Source organism: Sneathiella marina (assembly GCF_023746535.1).
Classification (GTDB): domain Bacteria; phylum Pseudomonadota; class Alphaproteobacteria; order Sneathiellales; family Sneathiellaceae; genus Sneathiella; species Sneathiella marina.
Map to the genome: position 1 here is coordinate 1575749 of NZ_CP098747.1, position 23331 is coordinate 1599079.

Genomic DNA, 23331 nt, shown 5'->3' on the forward strand with positions numbered 1-23331 from the left:
CGAGGAAGCCCCGCTGCCAGCAACGCATTATTTAGGGGTTGAGTGTTCCAGCTTCAGGCCCTTGGCGGAGCCTTTTTGAAAGCCCTTCCAATACGTATGCTCGGGCTTTTGTGAGCCATCTTTCTCAACGGCGTAAACACCATCTTCCGCGACTTCAACAATATCCAGGTAAGACTTCATATCATCGTCTCCCTTCAGATGCTGGTTGAAATATGCCGTCACGAAATGCTGGGCGATATTATTCATGCGCAAGGTATCCCAAACCGGGTCCGCATAATGTTCAAACGGGAAAAAGTCGAGATTGTCGACAGGTGCCCAGGATTCCTTTGGTGCCGGAATTGGGGCGGCCGCATTATGACCGGCGCTCATGAAGGAGAGCAAATACCGATCCGCATTGACGGAGCCGTCATACAGCGCCTTCACCCCATTTTCATATTTTGAGGTTTCATCCTCGCTGCCCGCGATAAACATGATTGGCTTGCGAACACCAGCCAGTCCTTCCGCGTTCCAGAAACCGGCATTCATGCCCCAGGGCCCGATGGCGACAACGGCCTTGAACCGGTCATCAATGAGCGCTTCATGGGAATCAGTGCCGGCCATCATCACTTCCAGTGTCCCGGCAGGCGCTCCCCAGGGATATTCGGTGCTGGCTTTCGTAACACCGCCACCTGCGGTAATCACCGCACCATAGCCGCCCATGGAATAGCCGATGAGACCGGTATTGGAGGTATCGATCATGCCGTTGAGAAAGCTGCTTTTGTCACTGTTAAGGCGCGTCATTTCATTGAGAACGAATTTCTGGTCCAGCGCCCGGTTGACCAGCGTGCTGCCGAAGGCGGCCTTGTTGTCGTATGTGCTGTCCGTGTGATCAATGGAGGCAACGACATATCCCTTGGAGGCCAGGTTTTCACCAAAATGACTCATCAGGAACCGGTTTCCGGGATATCCGTGGGAAATAATGACCAGCGGATAAGGCTCCGCCGATTTCAGCGGGTCTTCACCGCGAACAGCCAGGCCGTACAAGGAGACCTGGGTTTTGCCATCGCGTAAAAATACATTTTCATAGGTGCCGCCATTTTCGTCACCGTCGGCGGGATACCAGACCTCAACCGTCAGCGGCCGGTCATATTTTGGAATTGGCTTGCCGGCTTCCACGTTCAGAATATCGATCTGGCCTTTGTTTACCAGGTCGAGGGTTTGCACACCAATACCGTAATCGCCGGGCTTGGCAAGGGCCGGTGCGTCCGGCCGCTGGCCGTCGACACGGTTGTCCACAGCGTTGGCGATACCACTCATCATCATCCCCGCAATTACGATCCCTATTATTTTTTTCATCATTTACTTCCCATTATGAGATTTTATCCAGAACGACGGTACGCGAATCAACTGTTCAAGAAAAGAACAATTTCGCGACAAAATTGTTACCGACATTGAAATCAATATGGCGCAACCTCAAAGCTTTGAAAGTAATTATTTTCCGGCCTTGTGTAATGGAAGGCCGAACATTAAGCTTTCCTTCTAAATAAAAAAATAATGTGGAGGAAGAGAATGTCGATATTAAAAACCCTCGCGCTCAGTGCGGTGGGACTGACTTTCATGACGGGAGCTGCGCTAGCCGAGGATTGCAAACCCTCGAAATGGGGGCCGGATGATGAAATTGGCTCGGCCAATTTGGTGACGCCGGAACGGACGCTGGCGGCAAGTAAACTTATTAAACAAGGGAAATCGGTGCCACTCGGGATTGTGATTGATAGTGCCACACCCGCCTTTCCTCCGCGCGGGCTGAGTTTGCAAGTGGTGCAACCGAACCAGCAGGGGGCGCAACGCCTGTTTGCGTATAACGGCAGTTACAATGATGATCTGATGCAACTTTGGCTGGGCATCGGCTCACAGCTCGACGGGTTGGGTCATCTTGGTCAGGACGGTATGTATTATAACTGCAATGACGAAAAAGACTTTGCTGCCATTACAGGCTTGAAAAAACTGGGAACCCATCTAATGCCGCCCATGGTTGGTCGGGGTGTTGTTTTGAATATGGCCAAACATTTTGGTATGGAATCACTGCCCGCCGGAAAGTTCTTTACCGCAGCTGATATTCAGGCCGCTTCCAAGGCGCAAGGCGTGGAAATTCGCGAAGGTGATGTGGTGTTGTTTTACACCGGTTGGACAGACGCCAAACTGGAATCCGATCCGGTGGCCTGGGCAAGTGGGGAACCGGGGACATCGGAAGATGCGGCAGAATGGCTCGCATCGAAGAACGTAATGGCGGTTGGGGCTGACACCTGGGGGGTTGATGTTGTGCCACCTGAAAAAGAAGGCCGTCCCTTCTACGGCCATGTCGTGCTGTTGAAAGAACATGGTATCTTTATTCTGGAAACCATGGATACCGGGCCTCTTGTCCGGGACGGCGTGACAGAATTCATGTTTGTTCTCGGCCAGCCACGGGTTCGCGGGACAGTGCAGATGATCATTAACCCTGTGGCACTTTACTAACATACAAGCAGACGAAAGAGGCGGGGATTGGGGTCACTCAATCCCCGTTTTTTTTGGATTTACGAGATTAGAATTAAAATCAATACCCGGTATAAGAGATAAAAAGCTTGACATTTGAAGCGATCTATTGTAGTCTTCACTCCTTCCTAACAAATACCCCTTGTCAGAAAATGACAGGATGGTGATGGCAAATCACCCTATTTTTGTACATGTTATTTTAACCGGAGATTTATGTGTCGGAACAAGACATTCGCGCCGCTTTTTTGCAGCAGGTAAAAGCCTGTGAGTCACTCGGGTCCCCCTTTACCGCGCGGCTCTGCCGATTGATGGGGGAGAGGTTGGCGCCGGGAACGGCGGTGGCGGATCATATTCTGACCTGGCCGGGTGATCCCTCGGCCTTGGCGGATTCCGTGCCGTTGCGGCTGGCCGGTGCGCTGCATGGATTGCTGATCTCAAAGAAATCGGCTGTTTTACAGGCCGTATATCCGCCGCAGGATCAATCGGTTGATGACGAGATGTTGTGGGAGGCGCTTTGCACTGTTCTTGAGACGGAGAGTGCGTTTATTCTGAACCGCCTGAAAAGCCCGCCGCAAACCAATGAGGTGCGGCGGTCCGGGGCGACCTTGCCGTTGTTTCTGGAAGTGAGCCGACGGACCGGGCTGCCGCTAAGCCTGACGGAAATCGGGGCCAGTGCGGGATTGAACCTGTTTCTGGATGACTATCATATTACCCTGGGGGATCAGGCATGGGGCGATGAAAACTCCGCCGTGACCCTCAATCCGACATGGCATGGGTCTCCGGCCCCGCAGGCGGCGCTGGATATTCTGGCGCGAACGGGCTGTGACCTGAAGCCCATTGATCCGGGCTCGCGGGAGGATCGGGAACGCAAGCTTTCCTACATCTGGGCGGATCAGGAGGATCGGTTGACGCGCACCAGGGCGGCGTTTGATATTGCGGCCGCCAGTGATATCCGCGTGGCGGAAGCCGATGCGCTGGACTGGTTGCGACAGGAAACCGCCCGAACCCATGACGGGGCGGTGCATGTTATTTACAGCACCATCGCCTGGCAGTATCTGCCGCAAGAGGCGCGGGCCGCCGGGGAGGAAATCATTCATGAAGCCGGCGCCAGGGCCACGGAGAGTGCGCCGCTTGCCTGGGCGCTGATGGAGAATGACGGCGTCGGTCCGGGGGCCGAGCTGAGCCTGACTTTCTGGCCGGGCGGGGAACGTCAGCAGGTTGGCCGGGCTGATTTTCACGGCCGGTGGGTGGATTGGACCGGCTGGCAGGATTAGGGGCCCTATTTACCAGAAATACCTGTCCGGTCGACGGGGCGTTTGTCCGTTACCAATTTTCAACCCAGGGCCGCAAGTCAATCTCGAAGGTCCAGGCACTGCGCTGCTGGGAATGCAGGTGCCAGTAATTCTCGGCAATCTCGGCGGGGCGCAGGATGCCGTCATGGTCCTTTGTGGCGTAGCGGTCGGGGAACCGCTCGGCGATAAAGGCTGTATCAATGGCACCGTCAATAATGGTATGGGCCACGTGAATGCCCTTGGGCCCCAGTTCCCGGGCCAGGCTTTGGGCGAGGGCGCGCAAGCCGTGTTTTGCCCCGGCGAAGGCGGAATAGCCGGCGCCGCCGCGCACCGAGGCGGTGGCCCCGGTAAAGATAATCGTGCCGCTGTTGCGCGGTACCATGTATCTGGCGGCTTCACGGCCCGCCAGAAAACCGGCGAAGCAACTCATTTCCCAGACTTTCCGGTAGACCCGGCTGGTCATCTCGGTGATGGGAAAATTGACGTTGCCGCCAATATTGAACACGACAACCCCAAGAGGGGCTATGTCCTGTTCGATTTTGGCAAACAGCTTGGTGACTTCGTCCTCTTCGCGGGCGTCGACGCCGAAGGCATGGGCGGAGCCGCCCTCGGCGGTAATTTCCGCGGCGAGATCCTGCAGCTGGTCCAGATGCCGGGCCCGGCGGACAAGGCAGGTTTCAAACCCTTCGCGGGCAAATCGTTTGGCAATGGCGCCGCCGGTGGCATCGCCGGCGCCGATAACAAGACAGGATTGTTTGGTCATTTTTATTCCTTGATTAAAGCCTGCTGCAGGGTAAAAGTTTGGATCGGCACGCAGATAATGTCAATGATGACGCTGTTGCAGAAATCAGTGGCGTATTGAGACAAAAAAGAACCATAATCCTATGTCGCTATGGGCAGATATGTGGTCGTATGGTTGGCCACAGAATGGGGGAGACTTGAATGGCGCGATATTCGGCCTTTGAAATATTCAAGCAGGCGCTGTCCGGCCATAAGAACTGGTCGGCGGCCTGGCGCGATCCCGAGCCCAGGGACCATTATGACGTGATCATTATCGGCGGCGGCGGGCATGGTCTGGCGACGGCCTATTATCTGGCGAAAGAACATGGCATTACCAATGTGGCGGTGCTTGAAAAAGGCTGGCTGGGCGGCGGCAATACAGGCCGCAATACAACCATTGTCCGCTCCAACTACATGATCGAGGGCAACACGGAATTTTACGAGCATTCGCTGAAGCTGTGGGAAGATCTGTCGCAGGACCTGAACTATAACGTCATGTTCTCCCAGCGCGGACAATATAACACCTTCCACAACCCGGCCCAGCGGGATGCGGCGCGCCGGCGTGTCAATACATTGCGGTTCAATGACATCGAAGCGGAGTTAATCGATACGGACCAGATGAAGGCGCAGGTTCCGGGACTGGACTATTCCGCCAAGGCCCGCTTCCCCATTCTGGGAGCGATCCATCAGAAGCGGGCGGGGACAGCGCGTCATGATGCCGTCGCCTGGGGCTATGCGCGCGGCGGTGATGAACTGGGCGTCGATATCCTGCAAAATTGCGAGGTAGAGGAATTTATCCGCGATCAGGGAAAAATCGTCGGGGTCAGGACGTCGCGCGGTGACATCCGTGCGCCAAAGATCGGCATGGCGGTGGCGGGTCATACGTCCCATCTGGCGGCCAAGGCGGGCCTGACCCTGCCCATCGAAAGCCATGTTCTGCAAGCCTTTGTCTCGGAACCCCTGAAGCCGATTTTCGACACGGTGATCTCCTTCGGCGCGGCGCATTTCTATATCAGCCAGTCCGATAAGGGCGGGCTGGTCATGGGCGGCGATATTGACGGCTATAACAGTTACGCACAAAAAGGCGGCTTGCCGACGTTCGAGCATGTGTTCGCCGCCGGTGTATCTTTTGCGCCGTTTCTGTCGCGGCTCAAAATCCTGCGTCAATGGGGCGGGATCATGGATATGAGCATGGATGGCAGCCCGATCATCTGCAAGTCACCGATTGACGGGCTGTATATCAATGGCGGCTGGTGCTATGGCGGCTTCAAGGCGACGCCGGCCTCCGGCTGGTGCTTTGCCCATACCATTGCCCGCGATGAACCCCATCGCTTCAACGAAAAATTCAGGCTGGATCGCTTTTCCAGAGGCTATCAGATCGATGAGAGAGGCGCGGGGCCGGTTCCAAATGCACATTGATTATTATTCACCTGCCCGGATGAGGGGATCCTGTCATGTTGCGGATTGACTGCCCCTTTTGCGGCACGCGGGACGAGACGGAATTTGTCTATGGCGGCGATGCCAGCCGGACACGCCCCGATATGTCCAATACGGATATGAAAGCCTGGAACGACTATGTCTTTTTACGGGAAAACCCCAAAGGCGCCCATATGGAATACTGGTTCCATCAGCAGGGCTGCCGGTCCTGGCTGAAAATCACCCGGGATGTGCTGAGCAACAAGATCAGCGACGTCACCTTCACCGATCCGGATACGGGAGAGGTTGAATGACGCGTAACGCAAATAAATGCCGGATTTCCGGTGGCCGTGTTGATCGCGGCAAGCCGGTAAAATTCCGCTTCGACGGACGCGAAATGACAGGTTTTGAAGGCGATACCCTGGCCTCAGCCTTGCTTGCCAATGGCCGGCATCTGGTTGCCCGGAGTTTTAAATATCACCGGCCGCGCGGCATCTATTCCGCGGGCGTCGAAGAGCCCAATGCCCTGGTGGAACTGGGGGAGCTGGGCCGGCTGACACCCAATGTCCAGGCGACAACGCAGGAGCTGTTCGACGGGCTGACGGCAAAGAGCCAGAACCGCTGGCCGTCATTGCGGCTTGATGCGTTATCCATAAACGGGTTGTTTTCGCGATTCCTGACCGCCGGTTTTTATTACAAGACCTTTATGTGGCCCGCCGGCGCGTGGGAGTTTTATGAAAAATTCATTCGCCGGGCAGCCGGCATGGGCAAGGGCACGCATCTTCGTGATCCGGAAAGTTATGAGCATGTCCATGATCATGCGGATGTTCTGGTTGTTGGCAGCGGGGCGGCCGGATTAAGCGCGGCCCTGACCGCCGGTCAGGCCGGGCACCGGGTGCTGCTGGTCGAGCAGGATTTCGAGCTCGGCGGTGCGCTTCTTTATGAGCAGGGACAGATTGCTGGTAAGTCGCTGGAAGACTGGCGTGCGGGGATGCTGGCGGAAACCGAGGGGCTGGATAATATCAAGATCCTGCGCCGGACCACGGCTTTTGGTTATTATGACGGCAATCTGGTTGGCTGCGTGGAACGGGTGCAGGATCATGTCAGCGCGCCCGATCCTCATCTGCCGCGCCAGCGGTTGCGTCATATAAGGGCCGGGAAAGTCATTCTGGCAACCGGGGCGCTGGAGCGGCCGTTTATTTTCGGCAATAACGATTTGCCGGGGGTGATGCTGGCCAGTGCCGCGGAACAATATCTTAACCGGTACGCCGTTGCTGTGGGGAAGCGTGTTGTCCTCTATACCAATCAGGATCGGGCCTATGATGTGGCCGTCTCCCTTATGCAGCAAGGGATCAAACCGGCGGCAATCATTGATAGCCGGACTACGGTTGATGGCCGGTTGCATGAGTTTACCCGCACCAACGGTATTCCGTTCTTCCCCGGCTGTGAAGTAATTGAGGCGCGGGGCCATCAGCATGTCAGCAGCGTCAAGTTTGTCCGCCTGTCGGAAGGATCAGAAGCCAAGGAAATCTCCATCGATTGTGACAGCCTGTTGCAATCGGCGGGCTGGGCGCCGGTGGTCCATTTACAAAGCCAGATCGGCATTAAACCGGTTTATGACGCCGCACTGGATACCTATATGCCCGGAGTTTGTGCAACCAGTGATCACGGCTGCGCCGGGGCAATGGCCGGATATTTCGACGCGGAGGCGGCGGCGTTGCATGCGGTGAAAATTGCCAAATACCTGACGGGAAGCCGCAAAACCATGCCGTTGCTGTTCAAGGGTAAGATTGAGGAGGATCGCCATTCCGTCACGGCTATTCCGGTGCGAAAAGCGGGAAAATGCTTCGTCGATTTACAGCATGATGTGACCCGTGACGATATTGAACAGGCCCAGCTGGAAGGGTTCAAATCCCCGGAACATGTGAAAAGATATACCACGCAGGGCATGGCAGGCGATCAGGGAAAAACCGGTAATATCAATACTCTGGAGATTTTATCTGAGACCCAAGAGAAAGAACGGTCACTTATCGGAACCACAACCTTCCGGCCGCCTTATACACCGATCAGTATTGGCGTGGTCGCCGGACGGTCCATTGGCGCCGAGCTGAGTGCGACCCGGTACAGTCCGTTCCATGCCTGCCATGAGCGGGCCGGGGCAAAATTCGTTGAAGCCGGCGACTGGATCCGCGCCTGGTATTACCCGAAAGCCGGAGAGGATGTCACCGCAGCCTATATCCGCGAAACGGCGGACGTCCGTCAAACGGCCGGCATGGTGGATGTGTCCTCTCTGGGGAAAATCGATGTACAGGGGCCGGATGCGGCGGAATTTCTGAACCGGGTCTATACCAATGGCTGGAAAATGCTGGCGGTGGGCAAGGCACGGTACGGGTTGATGCTGCGCGATGATGGCATGGTCATGGATGACGGAACCACCTGGCGGCTGGCGGAGAACCGGTATTTTATGACAACAACGACAACGGGCGCCGCCCGGGTCATGCGCCATCTGGAATATTTGCTGCAGATTGACTGGCCGGAGTTGAAGGTCAATTTGACCTCGGTTACCGACGAATGGGCCGGGGTGGCACTGGCCGGGCCCAACAGCCGGAAAATCCTGACGTCAAGTTTTCCGGGTACGGATTTCAGCACCGAAGCCGTGCCCTTTATGGGCGTTCTTGATTTCGAGCATGAAGGGTTACCGATCCGCATATGCCGGTTGAGTTTTTCGGGCGAGCTGGCCTATGAGGTCTATACCCGAGCGGGCTATGCCGAGCTGTTGTGGAACCAGTTGCTGGCGGGCGGACAGGGTGAGGGGATGATTTTATACGGCTCCGAAGCCTTGGGGGCGCTGCGGATCGAAAAAGGGCATGTGGCGGGACCGGAACTTGATGGCCGGACCACGGCAACGGATCTGGGAATGGCGGGATTGCTCAGCAGTAAAAAAGCTTATGTGGGCAGCGTTTTGAAGGATCGCGAAGGACTGATCCGCAAAGACCGGCAGCAGCTGGTCGGCCTCGCGCCCGTGGATGGGACGATCCCGTTGCAGGCCGGATATCTTCTGTTCGAAGGGGATGGCATGACACCACGCGGTCATGGTCTTGGCCAGGTCACGTCCGTCACCTACAGCCCTGCATTGGGGCGGCAAATCGGATTGGGCCTGCTGGCCGAAGGCCGGGCGCGGGACGGCACCATCATCCGGGCGGTGGATGCCATGAGTGACAGTGTCATTGATGTGAAAGTCTGCTCGCCGCATTTCTATGATCCGAATGGGGAGCGATTGCATGCTTGAACGAAAATCGCCGCTCAGCCAGAAACGCATCCTCGGCAAGTTTGGAAATCTGGCTGAGGACATAGGCGTCACCATAAAAGAAACAAAGAGCTTTTCCTATCTGGAGCTTTCCTTCTGGGAGGCGGCCTCCCCGGCGATGAGTTCAAAATTGTTTGAGCTTTTGGGCGTTGGCGAGCTGCCCGCTGCGGGCCGGGTTTCACGGATCAGGGAAGGCTCGCTCCTGCGGGCGGCACCGCGGCGGCTGGTTTATTATGGCGATGAAGGGACTGCCGATATCCTGCGCGCCATGGTATCCGATGAAGAGGGCAGCGTTGTGTCCCTCAGCCATAGCCGCTGCGCCCTGTCATTGAACGGCCCGAAGGTGACCAATCTGTTAAAACGGGGCATCCGCCTTGATTTGTCCGAGAAAGCGTTTCCCGTCGGCGCCTGCGGCTTTACCGAGATACATGGCCTGGGCGTCCTGCTGATCCGCAACAAGGCGGATCAGTTCGACTTGATTTTCATGCGGACAACCGCATTGAACATGTGGACCTGGCTCACGGAAACAGCGGAGCAGTTCGGTTACGAGGTCTTGTGATCCTTGAAGCCCGATCGAATAATTTCGATGCGCCGGGCAAGCTCTGTTTCCGAATAGGGACGGGCTGTTCCCACCCCCCAGACAGGGCCGGGCCAGGCGGCGTCCCCCTGTTGGCGGGCGATCACGTGGATATGCAGCTGCGGGACCATATTGCCAAGGGCCCCGATGTTGATTTTATGGGCGGAGAACAGCGCCGCCATCAGCTGCGAAGCCTGGCGTATTTCGGCCATGACGGCCGTGTAACTTCTCGTATCAAGGTCATGTAGTTCCGTAAGATCTGCTTGTTGAGGAACAAGGATAACCCAGGGGTAGCGACTATCCTTCATCAGCAGGACGCGACAAACGGGCAAATCAAGAACCGGAACGGTGTCCCTTGCGAGCTGGGGATGAAGATCAAACATGGGGACCTCGATAGTAGGATTTGCGAACAGGACGGGTGGATCGCACAAATAATAGAGCAAATAATCCCTGTAAAGAACAGCTAGTTTTTGCCATCAGGAGCAGAACAGCGTAGTCTGATATGCAACAAGAACAAACCCCTATTTCTAACAGGATGAGGAGCTTCGACATGAAGTTACAGGCGATTTCTCTGAAATTTATGGCAGCCCTTGCGGCGGCGATGATGTTGATGACGGCATTGGCAACGGCCGAGCCGACGCGACTGACCTTTTTGCATACCAACGATATGGATCAGATTTCCGGTGTTAAGGGAAATGGCGGTTTTGCTGAGCTGTCGGCCCTGTTAATGGCGGAACGGAAACGCTCTCCCAATTCCATAACAACCTTTGGCGGGGATTTGATTTCCCCCTCCATCTTGTCCGGCCTGACCAAGGGCACGCAAATGATCGAATTGATGAACGCGGTAAATACGGATGTTGCCGTGCTGGGCAATCATGAATTTGACTTCGGTCCCGACGTGATCGCGGCGCGGGTGTCCGAATCTAATTTTCCCTGGCTTGGCACCAATGTGTTTGATGCGACCGGTAAAATTGCCGTGGGCGCCGAAGGCTACCTGATCATGGAAATAGCCGGGTTCAAGGTTGGTTTCTTTGGCATTACCACACCGGAAACCAAGTTTCTGGCCTCTCCGGGAGAGGAAATTAAATTTGGCGATATTTTCGAGACGGCGGAACGGTCGGTCAAATCCCTGAAGGAGCAGGGGGCCGAGATCATCGTGGCCCTGACCCATATGGATTTTGAGGAAGACCTGCGGCTGGCCAGAAGCGTTAAGGGGATTCATCTTATCCTGGCCGGTCATGATCATATTCCGGCAACCATGGTCGTTGGCCGTACAACAATCATGCAGTCGGGGTCCCAGGGTATTTATCTGGGGGTCGTCGACCTGGATGTCGAATGGGTTGAAAAGCGCGGCAAGAAACGCCTTGTGGTGCAGCCGAGCTGGCGCATGATCCCGACAAAGGGGGCGGACCGCGATCCGAAAATCGGCGCCGTCGTTGCCCGGTATGAAGCGGAACTTGACAAGGAGCTGGGTGTTGAAATCGGCACAACCACCGTGGCGCTGGATACCCGCCGGGGCACCGTCCGCTCAACGGAATCAAACTTTGCCAACCTGATTGCCGATGCCATGAAGGATGAGGTCAATGCGGATATCGGCTTTACCAATGGCGGCGGTATCCGCGGTGACAAGATCTATGACGCGGGCACGATCTTAACGCGCAAAGACATCCTGACGGAACTGCCCTTCGGCAATGTCACGGTCAAGGTTGAGCTGTCCGGCGATGATGTCAAAAAAGTCGTCGAAACCGGTGTCTCGAAAGTGGAGGATGTGGCCGGTCGCTTTGGCCATTATTCCGGCCTGACCTTTGGTTATGACAAGGCGTTGCCCGTGGGCTCGCGCGTCTATGATATCAAGGTCAACGGGGAACCTCTGGATCCGGCCAAGATATATACGCTGGCAACCAATGACTATGTTGCCAATGGCGGGGACGGCTATGCGGTGCTCAAGGGTAAAACACAGTTGATTGACAAGGCAGGCGGAACGCTGATGGCGACCACCGTCATCGATTATATCGCGGAACGCGGTGAAATAAGCCCAACGGCCGGTGGCCGTATCAACGCAAAATAGCCGATGAAACACCAGCGCAAAGGCAGGGGCCTGCCTTTGCGCTTTTTCTTTGCTTTTCAAACGGGCTGGTTGCCGTTAATCTGCGGCAAAAGCAACCACACGGCCCCGTAAATGTGGGACCGAATGATAAAACAGGACCCAGATTATGACCGACAGCGTTGTCTCGCCTTCTTCTACCGAAACCTTTGAATTTATCCATTATGCGGACCGTATCAGGCAGGCCGCCGCCGCCAAGCCTGACTTGCCGGTCCTCAAATGCGGCGAGGAGGTACGCACCTGGGCGGAATTTTTACCGCGGACCAACCAGGTTGCCAACATGCTGGCGTCCCGCGGCCTGGGGCGCGGCGATATGGTGGCGATCCTGGCGAAAAGCAGTGTCGAGTATCTGGAAGTTTTTCTGGGCGCCCTGCAAGCCGGCCTCTGTATTGTGCCGCTGTCGGGCATGGCCTCGTCGGAGCAGCTGGCGGTCATGATCCGGGATTCCGGCTCGAAAATAGTGTTTGCGTCCGACGCCACTAAAAGCCTGATCGATCCGTTTAAGGGAACCATCGATGCCGTGCCGGAAGATGGCTATGTGGCCTTCGATTTTGCAGTCGATGGCTGGACGCCCTATGAAACGTTGCTGGAGGGCGCGTCCGAAGCCGATTTATATGTGGATGTGGTGGAAACAGATCCCTTTAACCTGATTTACTCCTCCGGTACCACCGGCGTTCCCAAGGGCATTGAACAAAGCCAGAAAATGCGGAACCAGCATGTCGTGCGGTTCGAAGCCATGGGGATCAATTCGGACGCGGTAACGCTTGTGTCCACGGCATTATATTCAAATACGACCTTGGTAGCACTGTTACCCACATTGGCGTTGGGCGGCCGTATTGTCGTGATGCCCAAGTTTGACGCGGCCGAGTTTCTGAAAATTGCCGAGCGGGAGAAAGCCAGCCATGCCATGCTGGTGCCTGTCCAGTATCAACGGATTCTTGCCCGACCTGATTTTGATACTTATGACCTCAGTTCCTTTGAGGTGAAACTATCCACCAGTGCGCCGCTTCGTGAAGGGGTCAAGCGGGATATCGTGGCCCGCTGGCCGGGCAAGATGATTGAAGTTTACGGCTTGACGGAAGGGGGCATTGGCACCGCGCTGTCGGCAACCGAGTTCCCGGACAAGCTGGCGTCCGTCGGGCAGGCCGGTGAAGGGGTTGAATTACGGATTATCAATGAACAGGGCATTGAGCTTGCCAAAGGTGAAATTGGCGAGATTGTCGGCCGCTCCGATGCTATGATGTCCGGATATCATGGCCGGCAGGATCTCACGGAAGAAATGATCTGGCGCTCGCCGGAGGGGAAAGTTTTCTTCAAAAGTGGTGATATGGGCCGGTTTGATGAGGATGATTTCCTGTTCCTGCTCGACCGCAAGAAAGACATGATTATCTCAGGCGGGTTCAATATTTATGCGGCAGATATCGAGGTGGCGCTGGCCAAGCATGAAAATGTCGCAGATGTGGCCGTGATTGGCATCCCCAGTGAGGAATGGGGCGAGACCCCCCTGGCGCTGGTGGTTAAATCAGCGGGATCACAGGTTTCAGAAGAGGATATCCGCAAATGGGCGAATGAGCGGCTGGGCAAAACCCAGCGGGTCGCCGCCGTTGAGTTTCGCGATACGCTTCCGCGGAGTACCATCGGCAAGGTCATGAAACGTGAACTCCGGGTTCCCTATTGGGACGCGACTTAGCAGCCTTGCGGGCCTGCTGCAGCGCGAAAATTTACTAGCTTATGGCGTATTGTATTTTCCTAGTACAATTAGAGGACTGCTTTACCAAAGTTTAAGAGTTTACTGCCAAAATAAGAGCCTAAATTTAATGAGTTGGTATTTCCGCTTCCGGGCGGGCAAATAAGTTTGAGTTCAAGGTATTTCGTATGAGCAGGGGAGATGAGGGTTCGGAGGCGGGCGTTGCCGACAAACCTACCTTAAAAAGCCGCTTCAAGGCCTGGTGGGATGGGTATGACCTGGAAAAGGTAAAACCCCAGCTTGTTCTTGAAGAACAAGAGCGTCAGCAATTGGAAGAAGACGGTCCGCCAACAGTTAAGGGGTGGAGTGTCAGTCGTCAAAAATCCGTTGTCACGCTTTTCGGTGAAGGGATGACGCGCTGTATTCCCGATGAGATGAAAACCAGAATGACGCAGCCCATGGGTCTCAACAAGACCATGAGCGTGAGCGAGCTTGGCGGAAATCTGGCTGGATTTGCCCGTTGGGTCGCCGAAACCTACGAGACATATGTCACCAATTATGATGAGGATCAAACGCTTATCGATGCCGCCAACGAAATGACGAAAATGGCCGGCCTGCAACGCAACATAAACTCTGTTCATTGTGACTTTGATGATTTCAAGCCCAAGGAACGGTCGGCAAATGTTGTTTATGCGTCGGAAGCCCTGTTCCATGTAAAAGACAAGCAGAAATGTTTTAAGGCCATTCACAGAATGCTGCGGCCGGAAGGCCAGTTCATGATGTCCGATTTTATGCTCGATGGGATGGGCGGGGACGCCCCTGAGCTGGATAACTGGAAACAGAATGAGCCGTTGAAACCATATCTGCTGGACGTCCAGGAAACCCGTAAATTGATGACGGAAGCCGGATTTGAAGTCAGTATCGCCGAAAATATTACCGACGAGTATCGCTTGAATGTCCAGCGGGCGTTTGCGGACTATGCCAAGCGAACCGCAGATGGTGAAAAAAGCGGGCATCTGCATGACTGGATCTTGAAAGAGGGCGAGCTTTGGATGGGCCGCGTCAAACTGATGGATGCGGGTCATTTGAAAGTGTTTCGGGTTTACGCGCGCGTGCCGATGCAGATTAAGTAATCGGCATTCCCACCTTCGATCTTTTTTATACTGATTTTGGTGGTTTTCACCATTGACAGGGTGGGAACAGGTCAGTATGTTCCGGCTTCGAATTTAAATTTGCTATTAGGATATGAACAATGAAAGTCTTGAACTCGCTTAAGTCCGCGAAGAAACGCCATCGCGATTGCCGCGTCGTGCGCCGCAAAGGACGTGTTTATGTCATCAATAAAACGAACCCGCGTTTCAAAGCGCGTCAGGGCTAATTACCCGCCGAACGTTTTAATCTCGAATTGGAAAACCGCTCTACGAAAGTAGCAGCGGTTTTTTTATTGCTTTCACCCGGGATAACGTCCTAAGTCTTTGGCAGGAAATGTTGATAAATCACAGGTGCCACCATGTTGATGCCAAAACCCAATCAGGATGTTCTTGCCAAGCGGGACTATCTGGTGACGGAGCTGCGCAGGATCGTTGCCGATTCTGAAGCGGTTATTGATGACAAAGATGACCTCAGGGCTTTCGAATGCGATGGCTTGAGTGCTTACCGCCAGCTCCCCATGATCGCGGTTTTACCGGAAACCGTTGAGGAAATTTCCGAGATTCTGACATTCTGTGCGGCCGAAGGTGTCAATGTGGTTCCCCGCGGTGCGGGAACCTCTTTATCGGGCGGTGCCTTACCGCTTGCCGATGGCGTCTTGCTCGGGCTTGGAAAGTTCAACAAGATCCTCGAAATTGATTACGAGAACCGTTGCATGGTGGTGCAGCCCGGCGTTACAAATCTAGCCATTACAGACGCGGTAAAAGCGGATGGCTTTTACTATGCGCCGGATCCGTCCAGCCAGATCGCCTGCACCATTGGCGGCAATATCGCCGAGAATTCCGGTGGTGTGCATTGCCTGAAATATGGCCTGACGACGAATAATGTCCTGGGCATTGAAATGGTGACCATGGCGGGGGAGGTCATTCGGCTGGGGGGTAAGCATCTGGATGCTGAAGGCTATGATCTCCTCGGTGTCATTACGGGCTCTGAAGGATTGCTGGGGGTTATCACGGAAGTAACCGTTAAAATCCTGGCCACACCGGAGCATGTTTCCGCGCAGCTTATCGGGTTCCCGTCCAGCGAACAGGCAGGTGATTGCGTCGGCAAGATTATCGGTGCGGGCATTATCCCGGCCGGCATGGAGATGATGGATCGCTATGCCATTCACGCGGCTGAGGAATTTTGCCAGGCGGGCTACCCCCTTGATGTGGAAGCCTTGTTGATCGTCGAGCTTGACGGCCCGAAAGTCGAGATCGAGCATTATTCGAAGAAAATTGACGAGATCGCCGCCGCGTGCGGCGCCACTGTCAGCCGGACCAGCCAGAATGAAGCGGAACGCATGGCGTTCTGGGCGGGCCGAAAGGCTGCGTTCCCGGCGGTTGGCAGGATTTCACCCGACTATATGTGCATGGACGGGACAATCCCGCGGAGCCAGCTGCCAAAGGTTCTCAAACGCATGGGGGAATTGTCGGAACAGTATGGCCTGCGGGTCGCCAATGTTTTCCATGCGGGGGATGGCAATTTGCATCCGCTTATTCTGTTCGACGCGAATATTCCCGGTGAACTTGAACGCTGTGAAGAATTTGGGGCTGACATATTAAAGCTGTGTGTTGAGGTCGGGGGCGTCCTGACCGGGGAGCATGGCGTGGGCATCGAGAAGCGCGACCTGATGGGGGAGATGTTCTCCGAAGAGGATCTGAAACAGCAGCAACGGCTAAAATGTGCCTTTGATCCCGATGGTCGGTTAAATCCGGGGAAGGTTTTCCCCATACTGCATCGCTGCGCCGAACTTGGTAAAATGCATGTTCATAACGGCGAACTCCCCTTTCCCGATATTCCAAGGTTTTAGGATACATGCAGACAACCACGATAACATCTGACACTCAGATTCAGGATATGCTCGATTGGGCTCTGGCGGGCAAACACGGGCTTGCCGTTCAGGGGCAGGGTTCGAAAGTCGCTCTTGGCCGTCCCGTTGCCGCCGATGCCATACTGGACATGTCGGGCCTGACGGGGGTGCTGCTCTATGAACCCGCAGAGCTGGTCATGAAAGCGAAAGCCGGCATGAAGGTAAGTGAGGTGAAGGCCCTGCTGGATCAACAGGGCCAGAAACTGGCGTTTGAGCCGCCGGATTACGGACCCTTGTTGGGTACGGCGGCGGATATGGGGACCCTTGGCGGTATTTTTTCCACAAACCTGTCAGGATCCAGCCGGGTGAAATCCGGGGCGGCCCGGGATCATTTACTCGGTGTCAGTGGGTTTACCGGGCGGGGGCAGACCTTTCAGACCGGTAGCCGCGTGATGAAGAATGTCACGGGATATGATTTATGCAAGCTGGTGGCTGGCAGTTACGGGACGCTGGCAATTGCAACCGAGATGACGTTCAAGGTACTGCCCAAATTTGACACGGTGCGAACCGTGCTTGTGTATGATGCGGATTTACGGGCCGCAATCGCCTGCATGCGCGATGCGCTATCTTCGGTGCATGATGTTGCGGCGGCGGCCTATCTGCCCGCCGAAGCCGCCGCCAGAATTCCCCTTGACTATATTTCCAAACCGGGAAAATCGGTTATCGCCCTAAAAATTGAGGGACCGAAACCCTCTGCGACGTTTCGCTGTGACGCCATGCGCAAAATAATGGCGCCTTTTGGCGATATTGAGGTACTGCACAGCCATAATTCCGCAGAGTTCTGGTCGCTGACCGGTAACGCGGCGCCTTTTGTCGGGGAAAAAGCCCCCCTCTGGCGGTTATCGGTACCGCCGGCAAATGCCGATCGGGTGATGTCAGCCATAAAGGATGAGGGCACGGATTGCCTGTATTTTGTCGATTGGGCTGGTGGCTTGATCTGGGTACAGCTTGTATCGGAAAGTGACGATGGCGGGGAGGCTGTCATCCGTGGTGCGATCGGTGCAGAGGGCCATGCGACACTGATCCGCGGATCCGAGACGCTGCGCCGCCAAATCGCCCCCTTCCAACCTGTTAGTTCAACCGTCGCAATGTTGAACCGCCGGATCAAAAACGGGTTTGATCCGGAAAACATCCTCAATCCCGGCCGTATGTATCTGGATGAAGACGGGCAGGGAACCCACTGATATGAAAACAGAATTTTCCCTGGTGCAATTGGCGGATCCAAAAATTTCCAGATCCAATGAGATTCTTCGAAATTGCGTGCATTGCGGATTTTGCACGGCCACATGCCCCACTTATACGGAACTTGGTGACGAACGAGATAGCCCGCGGGGCCGAATTTACCTCATCCAGCAAATGCTGGAAAGTGATGAGCCGGCTCCGGCGTCGACGGTCACCCATATCGACAGATGCCTGTCCTGCCTGTCCTGTATGACCACCTGTCCGTCCGGGGTGCATTACATGCATCTGGTGGATCATGCCCGGCAATATATCGAGGAAACCTGTGAACGCCCGGTTTTCGATCGGTTTTTGCGGGGGATTTTGGGGGTCATTCTGCCGCGCCCCAATCTATTTCGCCTGGCGTTAATCGGGGCGGTTCTGGCGAAACCGTTCAAGGGGCTGTTCCGGGGCCGTGTCCGGGCAATGCTGGATATGGCGCCGTCAACACTTGAACCTCCATCAGCACTGGATGGTATTGAACAGCATGCGCCGATAGCGCCGCGAAAGAAGCGGGTTGCCCTGATGACCGGTTGCGCCCAAAAGGTCCTGGCCCCGGATATCAATGACGCAACCATCCGCCTGCTGACCCGCCACGGCGTTGAAGTGATAATTCCAAAAGCGGCCGGTTGTTGCGGGGCGCTCCCGCTTCATATGGGCAAGGAAGACGGGGCCCTTGATCTGGCGCGTCAGAATATCCGCGCCTGGTCCGAGGAAATCGACGGGAAAGGGCTTGATGCTATTTTGATCAATACCTCCGGCTGTGGCACCACGGTAAAGGATTACGGGCATCTATTTGAAAATGACACGGAACTCTCCGTGCAAGCGGCGGCGGTTGCCGAGCTGGCATGTGATATAACGGAATTTCTCCCGCAGCTGGCTTTACAGAAAACAGCGGATATTCCGCCGCTAAAGGTTGCCTATCATTCCGCCTGTTCACTGCAACATGGCCAGAAAATAAAAGAACCGCCCAAGCAGCTTTTGGCAGCGATGGATTTTCAGGTAATGGATATACCGGAATCTCATATTTGTTGCGGGTCGGCAGGGACCTATAATTTGTTGCAGCCGGAAATGTCGGGAAAACTGAAAGCCCGAAAAGTGGCCAATATCGCTAAAACAAACCCGGAAATTATTGCTGCTGGCAATATTGGCTGCATTGCGCAAATTGCCTCTGGTATGGATCTTCCCGTGCTGCATACGGTACAATTGCTTGATTGGGCAACCGGAGGACCGACACCTGATCAGCTGAAATAGATAGCGAATTCACAATTTCGTGTCTCTCTTTCTCTTACCAAATGCGCAGGAATGCCTTATATTTGGTATATGAAATGGTCGAACTTCACTCTCGGACTTATTGCCGCAATATTTTTGTGGACCAGCCCGGCGAATGCCCGGCAAGATGACCCTCGGCTTGATGAGTTGTTTTCTGCCTTGTCAGAAACCGAAGATTATGATGAAGGCAAGGTAATTGAGCGGTCTATCTGGACAATATGGCTGACATCGGGCAGCGATACGGTTGATTTCCTGATGGCGCAGGGCATGAATTATATGAGCCAGGGTGCCCTTGCCAAATCACTGACGCTATTCACCTCGATCATTAAAATTGATCCGGAATTTTCAGAAGCCTGGAACAAGCGGGCGACGGTTCTGTTTCTAATGGGCGAGTTTGATGCCTCTGTCGAGGATATCGGACGGACATTGGAACTGGAGCCCCGGCATTTTGGAGCCCTGTCAGGGCTGGGCCAGATTTATGACCGGCAGGATATCAATGCAGGAGCGATCTCTGCATTTCAAAAAGCGGTCACGTTAAACCCGCATATGCCGGGCGTGAAAGAACGCATGAAACAGCTTAAAAAAGAGCGGGATGACAAGAATATCTAAAGGGTTACTTTAACTTTAGACCCTATTGCTCACCGACCCAGGCGATACGCAGGATATTGGTGGATCCGGGCGTTCCAAAGGGAACACCTGCCATGATAACCACTTGATCGCCGGGTCGGGCAAATCCTTCTGCAAAAGAAATCTTGCAGGCTTTGGCCACCATATCCGCGAAATTTTCCGCGTCCTTCGTATGGACGCAATGTAATCCCCATACCAGGGCGAGCCGCCGCGCTGTTTTGAGCGACGGTGTGAGCGCAAGAACGGATGTTTTTCCGCGTTCGCGCGCTGCCCGAAGCGCTGTCGATCCGGACGTCGTGTAGGTTACGATGGCAGAGGCCCCGATTGTCCGGGACACCTGCGATGCCGCGGCACTTATGGCATCCGCTGTTGTCGCTTCCAGATCCCCGTGGGTCGCATCAATGATGTTGCGGTAAATCGGATCCTTTTCCGTTACTTCGGCAATATCATTCATCATGGTAACCGCTTCGATGGGATGATCCCCGGCGGCGCTTTCCGCAGAAAGCATGACGGCATCGGTACCGTCATAGATGGCGTTGGCGACATCGGTCACTTCGGCGCGGGTTGGCACGGGGGAGCTGATCATGCTTTCCAGCATTTGAGTGGCGACGACAACGGGCTTACCGGCTTCGCGTGCGCAGGCGATGATTTTTTTCTGGATGGACGGGACTTCCTGAACCGGCATTTCCACTCCAAGGTCGCCGCGGGCAACCATCACCGCATCGGATAGCTCAATGATGTCGAATAAGCGCTCGACGGCCGCTGGCTTCTCGATTTTAGCCATGACCGCCGCCCGGCCAGCGACGATTTTTTTGACTTCAGCAATATCTTCAGGTCGCTGGACAAAGGACAGAGCGACCCAATCCACACCCAACTCAAGGGCAAAATCCAGATCCCGGCGGTCCTTATCCGTCAGGGCGCTGATTTTGACGACAACATTGGGAATATTAACGCCTTTACGATCCGACAGTTTCCCACCGGTCGAGACGACACAATCCACATGGTTGTCCGAAACGCCGGTCACGGTCATTTTTAGCTTTCCATCGTCGAGAAGTAATTCACTTCCGATGTCGAGCGATTTGAGAACGGCGGGATGGGGCAGGGAAACTCGGCTGGCATCGCCCGCCGCCGTATCATTATCGAAGCGGAAAGACGCGCCTTTTTCAAGATAAACCGGTCCTTCAGCGAAGGTTCCAATACGAATTTTCGGGCCCTGCATATCGGCGAGGATGCCAATGGGGCGGCCTTGCTTTGCTTCCAGTGTACGAATATGGGTATAGGTTACGCGATGATCAGCATGGGTCCCATGGCTGAAATTCAACCGGAAAATATCTGCTCCCGCAAGATGTAATTCTTCTATGGTTTCGGCTGTTGAACTGGTTGGCCCCAAGGTGGCGATAACTTTTGTATTTCTTAATCGTCGCATACGTCTTTACTTTCTTGCTCATAGGCGTACAGCCATATGGCTTTTATACTAGCCGTAATAGTGAATTTGTGTGAAATTATTATTATTTTTGCGGGGTGTTAAAAGCCTAGCATTCGCGTGGATGTTAATAAAGAACTATAATAAACAGCGATGTGAAGCGTCGCTTAACTGACTTTTAGAGAGACATTGATGACTGAACTTACGCTGATCCGCCATGGTCAGGCGCAAACAGGCGCGACAGATGAAGCCAGCTACGATCGGTTAAGTGATCTGGGGCATGAACAGGCGCGCTGGCTGGGCGACTATTTTCGACGTTCCCTGGATTTCGATCATATATTGTCGGGCACATTAATGCGGCAAATCGAGACAGCGCAATCCCTGGGCCTGTCCCATGTGCCCTTTCGTCAGGATAAGCGTCTGAACGAGCTGGATTATTTTGGCCTGGCCCATAGTATCAAAGCGACGCATGGCGTTGCTTTTCCCGAAACAGCAGAGGATTTCGCCAGCCATATTCCGCAAGTCCTTGAAATTTGGCGAACGGGAGATGTCCAGGATGGCTTGGAAAGCTTTGACAATTTTCGGTCACGGATATTGAGTGCCTTGAAGGACGCGGCAACCCTTGACGGGCGTGTGTTACTTGTGACATCCACCGGTGTTATTGCAACACTCGTGGCGTTGTCGCTTGGCCTGGACATCGACATGAAAAGCAAGATGTTTCTGATGGTCGGGCATACCTCTACCCATAAATTTGAACTTCAAGGGGATGAACTGCATCTGACCCAATTCGGCGCGACACCGCATTTGGATCGGCCGGACCGGATATATGCAAGGACGCTTGCGTAAGCTGATCAGGCGCCAGTTGGTGATAGCTGATCAGCGATTTTCCTCTCCCCATATCTCCCGGTTGTCTCTGCGTTCAACGCGCCGGGTACAACGGATCGTTAGCAGGGGTTCCAACCCTGTTTCCGCCAACAGGATTTCTATCTTGTCTTTTTCCTGTGTTTCGCAGCGATCGAATGCATCCTGTATTTTTTGCAAAAGATAAATACGATAAGGCAGGACGCCGACCGTTAATTCATGGCCCGACCAGGTGAATGTGCAGCTGCCGATGGCTCTCGCTTTAGCGTCCCCACCGACGGTATCGCCAGACCCCAAATCCGGTTGCCCGGTTAGCCAGTTGTTTGTGAAGCCAACGAAAGCTTCTATTTCCGGTAAGTAATCTCTGGCGATAAGAGAGAGGATCGGTTTCAATGAGTCGGGAATAAAATCATCAGTCAGTATTTCTTCGGCCGTATCGATAAATTCCGGAATGTCAGCATTTGCGGCGTTCATGCGCTCCGTCCAGCGAAAGACAGCCGGAGCGATCCGCTTCATTAAACTGGCAGGGTGAGGGTCCCGGCCCAAATGGGCGTATAGGGATGCGATCAGACCATAATCCCCAATGGTTGGCACACCGCCGAGTAAATAGGGATATACAGAAAAATGAGCATCAAGAAGTCGCAGAAATTCCTCATACGCCGCTTCGATTGCCGGAATTGTTTCCTCTGTCACCCCAAACATCACACCCGCTGCCCGCATACGGCTCGTTGATTTTTCAACAATTTCAGCGCGTTCCGGTTTCGTCATGGTCGGCATTCGGAACAGTCCGAACTGATCTTCAATAAAGTCTTTGTTTTCGGGATCAAAATTCCAGCGATAATGCATGGCGGGTCTCAGCAACCCTTCGCCGCCAAAAAGCTCGAAAATCAACGCAACCAAAAGCTGGCGGGCTGTTGCTGGATAAGCTGGCAATCGGGCGAGTTTTCGACCTTCAAACCAGTTGATGATATCGGAGCCGTCTTGAACCAATTCCCCGTCCGGGGTTTGCAAAACCGGAATAATCCAGCGACCGATTTTTGGCATAACATTGTTCATGTAATCGGGATGTCCGGCAGTGACCTCCTTGAAATTGATGTTTTGCTTGATCAGGTAGGCGCGTGCTTTGCCGCTATAAAGGGAATGGGGCATTCCGTAGAGAATAAAGGGAGGCATGGGAGGCTTTCATCGAAGGTGG

20 protein-coding genes are annotated in these 23331 nt (G+C 54.5%); 15 read left to right on the forward strand and 5 right to left on the reverse strand.

Going from position 1 to position 23331, the window contains the following annotated elements; all coding sequences use genetic code 11:
• Positions 1-27 precede the first annotated feature (27 nt).
• A complete protein-coding gene (locus tag NBZ79_RS07555; protein ID WP_420854590.1) occupies positions 28-1335 on the reverse strand; it encodes an alpha/beta hydrolase family protein in 1308 nt (435 codons plus the stop codon).
• A gap of 213 nt (positions 1336-1548) precedes the next feature.
• On the opposite strand from NBZ79_RS07555, the gene NBZ79_RS07560 reads away from it, so the two are divergent.
• Positions 1549-2493, forward strand: coding sequence for a cyclase family protein (locus NBZ79_RS07560; protein ID WP_251937018.1), 945 nt, complete (start codon positions 1549-1551; stop codon positions 2491-2493).
• 233 nt (positions 2494-2726) lie between these two features.
• On the forward strand, positions 2727-3785 hold the full coding sequence (locus NBZ79_RS07565; RefSeq protein ID WP_251937020.1) for a DUF2332 domain-containing protein: 1059 nt from the start codon (positions 2727-2729) through the stop codon (positions 3783-3785).
• A gap of 49 nt (positions 3786-3834) precedes the next feature.
• On the opposite strand, the gene NBZ79_RS07570 is transcribed toward NBZ79_RS07565, so the two are convergent.
• Positions 3835-4566, reverse strand: a complete 732-nt coding sequence (locus NBZ79_RS07570; protein WP_251937023.1) for an SDR family oxidoreductase — start codon at positions 4564-4566, stop codon at positions 3835-3837.
• A gap of 179 nt (positions 4567-4745) precedes the next feature.
• Between NBZ79_RS07570 and NBZ79_RS07575 the strand changes: the two genes are divergently transcribed.
• Genes NBZ79_RS07575 through NBZ79_RS07590 form a run of 4 tightly spaced genes read left to right on the forward strand, consistent with a single transcriptional unit; the run spans position 4746 to position 9865 of the window.
• Entirely contained in the window at positions 4746-6002 is a 1257-nt protein-coding gene (locus NBZ79_RS07575) for a sarcosine oxidase subunit beta family protein (protein WP_251937025.1), read from the forward strand.
• Between the two features lie 35 nt (positions 6003-6037).
• Positions 6038-6313, forward strand: a complete 276-nt coding sequence (locus NBZ79_RS07580) for a sarcosine oxidase subunit delta (RefSeq protein ID WP_251937028.1) — start codon at positions 6038-6040, stop codon at positions 6311-6313.
• Positions 6310-9288 carry a sarcosine oxidase subunit alpha family protein gene (locus NBZ79_RS07585; protein ID WP_251937030.1) on the forward strand — a complete coding sequence of 993 codons (2979 nt, stop codon included), beginning with the start codon at positions 6310-6312 and terminating at the stop codon, positions 9286-9288. Before NBZ79_RS07580 ends, NBZ79_RS07585 begins: the two co-directional genes overlap by 4 nt.
• A complete protein-coding gene (locus NBZ79_RS07590; RefSeq protein WP_251937033.1) occupies positions 9281-9865 on the forward strand; it encodes a sarcosine oxidase subunit gamma in 585 nt (194 codons plus the stop codon). Before NBZ79_RS07585 ends, NBZ79_RS07590 begins: the two co-directional genes overlap by 8 nt.
• Here the strand turns inward: NBZ79_RS07590 and NBZ79_RS07595 are convergent.
• On the reverse strand, positions 9850-10266 hold the full coding sequence (locus NBZ79_RS07595) for an HIT domain-containing protein (RefSeq protein WP_251937035.1): 417 nt from the start codon (positions 10264-10266) through the stop codon (positions 9850-9852). The genes NBZ79_RS07590 and NBZ79_RS07595 overlap by 16 nt on opposite strands.
• 167 nt (positions 10267-10433) lie before the next feature.
• Between NBZ79_RS07595 and NBZ79_RS07600 the strand changes: the two genes are divergently transcribed.
• From NBZ79_RS07600 to NBZ79_RS07635, 8 genes are all read left to right on the forward strand, one after another.
• Positions 10434-11951, forward strand: a complete 1518-nt coding sequence (locus tag NBZ79_RS07600; RefSeq protein WP_251937038.1) for a bifunctional metallophosphatase/5'-nucleotidase — start codon at positions 10434-10436, stop codon at positions 11949-11951.
• A gap of 145 nt (positions 11952-12096) precedes the next feature.
• The gene (locus NBZ79_RS07605; RefSeq protein WP_251937041.1) at positions 12097-13677 is read left to right on the forward strand and encodes a class I adenylate-forming enzyme family protein; all 1581 of its coding nucleotides are present in this window, start codon (positions 12097-12099) and stop codon (positions 13675-13677) included.
• Between the two features lie 185 nt (positions 13678-13862).
• Positions 13863-14807, forward strand: coding sequence for a class I SAM-dependent methyltransferase (locus NBZ79_RS07610; RefSeq protein ID WP_251937043.1), 945 nt, complete (start codon positions 13863-13865; stop codon positions 14805-14807).
• A 119-nt stretch (positions 14808-14926) separates the two neighbouring features.
• Complete coding sequence (gene ykgO, locus NBZ79_RS07615; RefSeq protein ID WP_251937045.1) at positions 14927-15052, forward strand: type B 50S ribosomal protein L36; 126 nt, start codon at positions 14927-14929, stop codon at positions 15050-15052.
• Positions 15053-15184: 132 nt separating this feature from the next.
• Positions 15185-16675, forward strand: coding sequence for an FAD-linked oxidase C-terminal domain-containing protein (locus NBZ79_RS07620; protein WP_251937048.1), 1491 nt, complete (start codon positions 15185-15187; stop codon positions 16673-16675).
• Positions 16676-16680: 5 nt separating this feature from the next.
• Complete coding sequence (locus tag NBZ79_RS07625) at positions 16681-17919, forward strand: FAD-binding protein (protein ID WP_251937051.1); 1239 nt, start codon at positions 16681-16683, stop codon at positions 17917-17919.
• Between the two features lies 1 nt (position 17920).
• Positions 17921-19207 carry a glycolate oxidase subunit GlcF gene (gene glcF / locus NBZ79_RS07630; protein ID WP_251937054.1) on the forward strand — a complete coding sequence of 429 codons (1287 nt, stop codon included), beginning with the start codon at positions 17921-17923 and terminating at the stop codon, positions 19205-19207.
• A gap of 51 nt (positions 19208-19258) precedes the next feature.
• The gene (locus NBZ79_RS07635; protein ID WP_251937057.1) at positions 19259-19834 is read left to right on the forward strand and encodes a tetratricopeptide repeat protein; all 576 of its coding nucleotides are present in this window, start codon (positions 19259-19261) and stop codon (positions 19832-19834) included.
• A 22-nt stretch (positions 19835-19856) separates the two neighbouring features.
• Here the strand turns inward: NBZ79_RS07635 and pyk are convergent, their stop codons facing one another.
• Positions 19857-21278: a pyruvate kinase gene (gene pyk / locus NBZ79_RS07640; protein WP_251937061.1), complete on the reverse strand. Its 1422-nt coding sequence runs from the start codon at positions 21276-21278 to the stop codon at positions 19857-19859.
• 189 nt (positions 21279-21467) lie between these two features.
• Here pyk and NBZ79_RS07645 point away from each other — a divergent pair, with 189 nt between their 5' ends.
• Positions 21468-22121, forward strand: a complete 654-nt coding sequence (locus tag NBZ79_RS07645) for a histidine phosphatase family protein (protein ID WP_251937063.1) — start codon at positions 21468-21470, stop codon at positions 22119-22121.
• A 30-nt stretch (positions 22122-22151) separates the two neighbouring features.
• Here the strand turns inward: NBZ79_RS07645 and NBZ79_RS07650 are convergent, their stop codons facing one another.
• On the reverse strand, positions 22152-23309 hold the full coding sequence (locus NBZ79_RS07650; RefSeq protein WP_251937065.1) for a glutathione S-transferase N-terminal domain-containing protein: 1158 nt from the start codon (positions 23307-23309) through the stop codon (positions 22152-22154).
• Positions 23310-23331 lie beyond the last annotated feature (22 nt).

Bases quoted from the DNA above. Each gene is read 5' to 3' on its own strand.
- ykgO (WP_251937045.1), top strand. From the start codon at position 14,927: ATGAAAGTCTTGAACTCGCTTAAGTCCGCGAAGAAACGCCATCGCGAT.
- NBZ79_RS07610 (WP_251937043.1), top strand. From the start codon at position 13,863: ATGAGCAGGGGAGATGAGGGTTCGGAGGCGGGCGTTGCCGACAAACCT.
- NBZ79_RS07645 (WP_251937063.1), top strand. From the start codon at position 21,468: ATGACTGAACTTACGCTGATCCGCCATGGTCAGGCGCAAACAGGCGCG.
- NBZ79_RS07585 (WP_251937030.1), top strand. From the start codon at position 6,310: ATGACGCGTAACGCAAATAAATGCCGGATTTCCGGTGGCCGTGTTGAT.
- NBZ79_RS07580 (WP_251937028.1), top strand. From the start codon at position 6,038: ATGTTGCGGATTGACTGCCCCTTTTGCGGCACGCGGGACGAGACGGAA.
- NBZ79_RS07575 (WP_251937025.1), top strand. From the start codon at position 4,746: ATGGCGCGATATTCGGCCTTTGAAATATTCAAGCAGGCGCTGTCCGGC.
- NBZ79_RS07650 (WP_251937065.1), bottom strand. From the start codon at position 23,309: ATGCCTCCCTTTATTCTCTACGGAATGCCCCATTCCCTTTATAGCGGC.
- NBZ79_RS07635 (WP_251937057.1), top strand. From the start codon at position 19,259: ATGCCTTATATTTGGTATATGAAATGGTCGAACTTCACTCTCGGACTT.
- NBZ79_RS07570 (WP_251937023.1), bottom strand. From the start codon at position 4,566: ATGACCAAACAATCCTGTCTTGTTATCGGCGCCGGCGATGCCACCGGC.
- NBZ79_RS07560 (WP_251937018.1), top strand. From the start codon at position 1,549: ATGTCGATATTAAAAACCCTCGCGCTCAGTGCGGTGGGACTGACTTTC.
- NBZ79_RS07620 (WP_251937048.1), top strand. From the start codon at position 15,185: ATGTTGATGCCAAAACCCAATCAGGATGTTCTTGCCAAGCGGGACTAT.
- glcF (WP_251937054.1), top strand. From the start codon at position 17,921: ATGAAAACAGAATTTTCCCTGGTGCAATTGGCGGATCCAAAAATTTCC.
- NBZ79_RS07595 (WP_251937035.1), bottom strand. From the start codon at position 10,266: ATGTTTGATCTTCATCCCCAGCTCGCAAGGGACACCGTTCCGGTTCTT.
- NBZ79_RS07590 (WP_251937033.1), top strand. From the start codon at position 9,281: ATGCTTGAACGAAAATCGCCGCTCAGCCAGAAACGCATCCTCGGCAAG.
- NBZ79_RS07600 (WP_251937038.1), top strand. From the start codon at position 10,434: ATGAAGTTACAGGCGATTTCTCTGAAATTTATGGCAGCCCTTGCGGCG.
- NBZ79_RS07605 (WP_251937041.1), top strand. From the start codon at position 12,097: ATGACCGACAGCGTTGTCTCGCCTTCTTCTACCGAAACCTTTGAATTT.
- NBZ79_RS07555 (WP_420854590.1), bottom strand. From the start codon at position 1,335: ATGAAAAAAATAATAGGGATCGTAATTGCGGGGATGATGATGAGTGGT.
- NBZ79_RS07625 (WP_251937051.1), top strand. From the start codon at position 16,681: ATGCAGACAACCACGATAACATCTGACACTCAGATTCAGGATATGCTC.
- pyk (WP_251937061.1), bottom strand. From the start codon at position 21,278: ATGCGACGATTAAGAAATACAAAAGTTATCGCCACCTTGGGGCCAACC.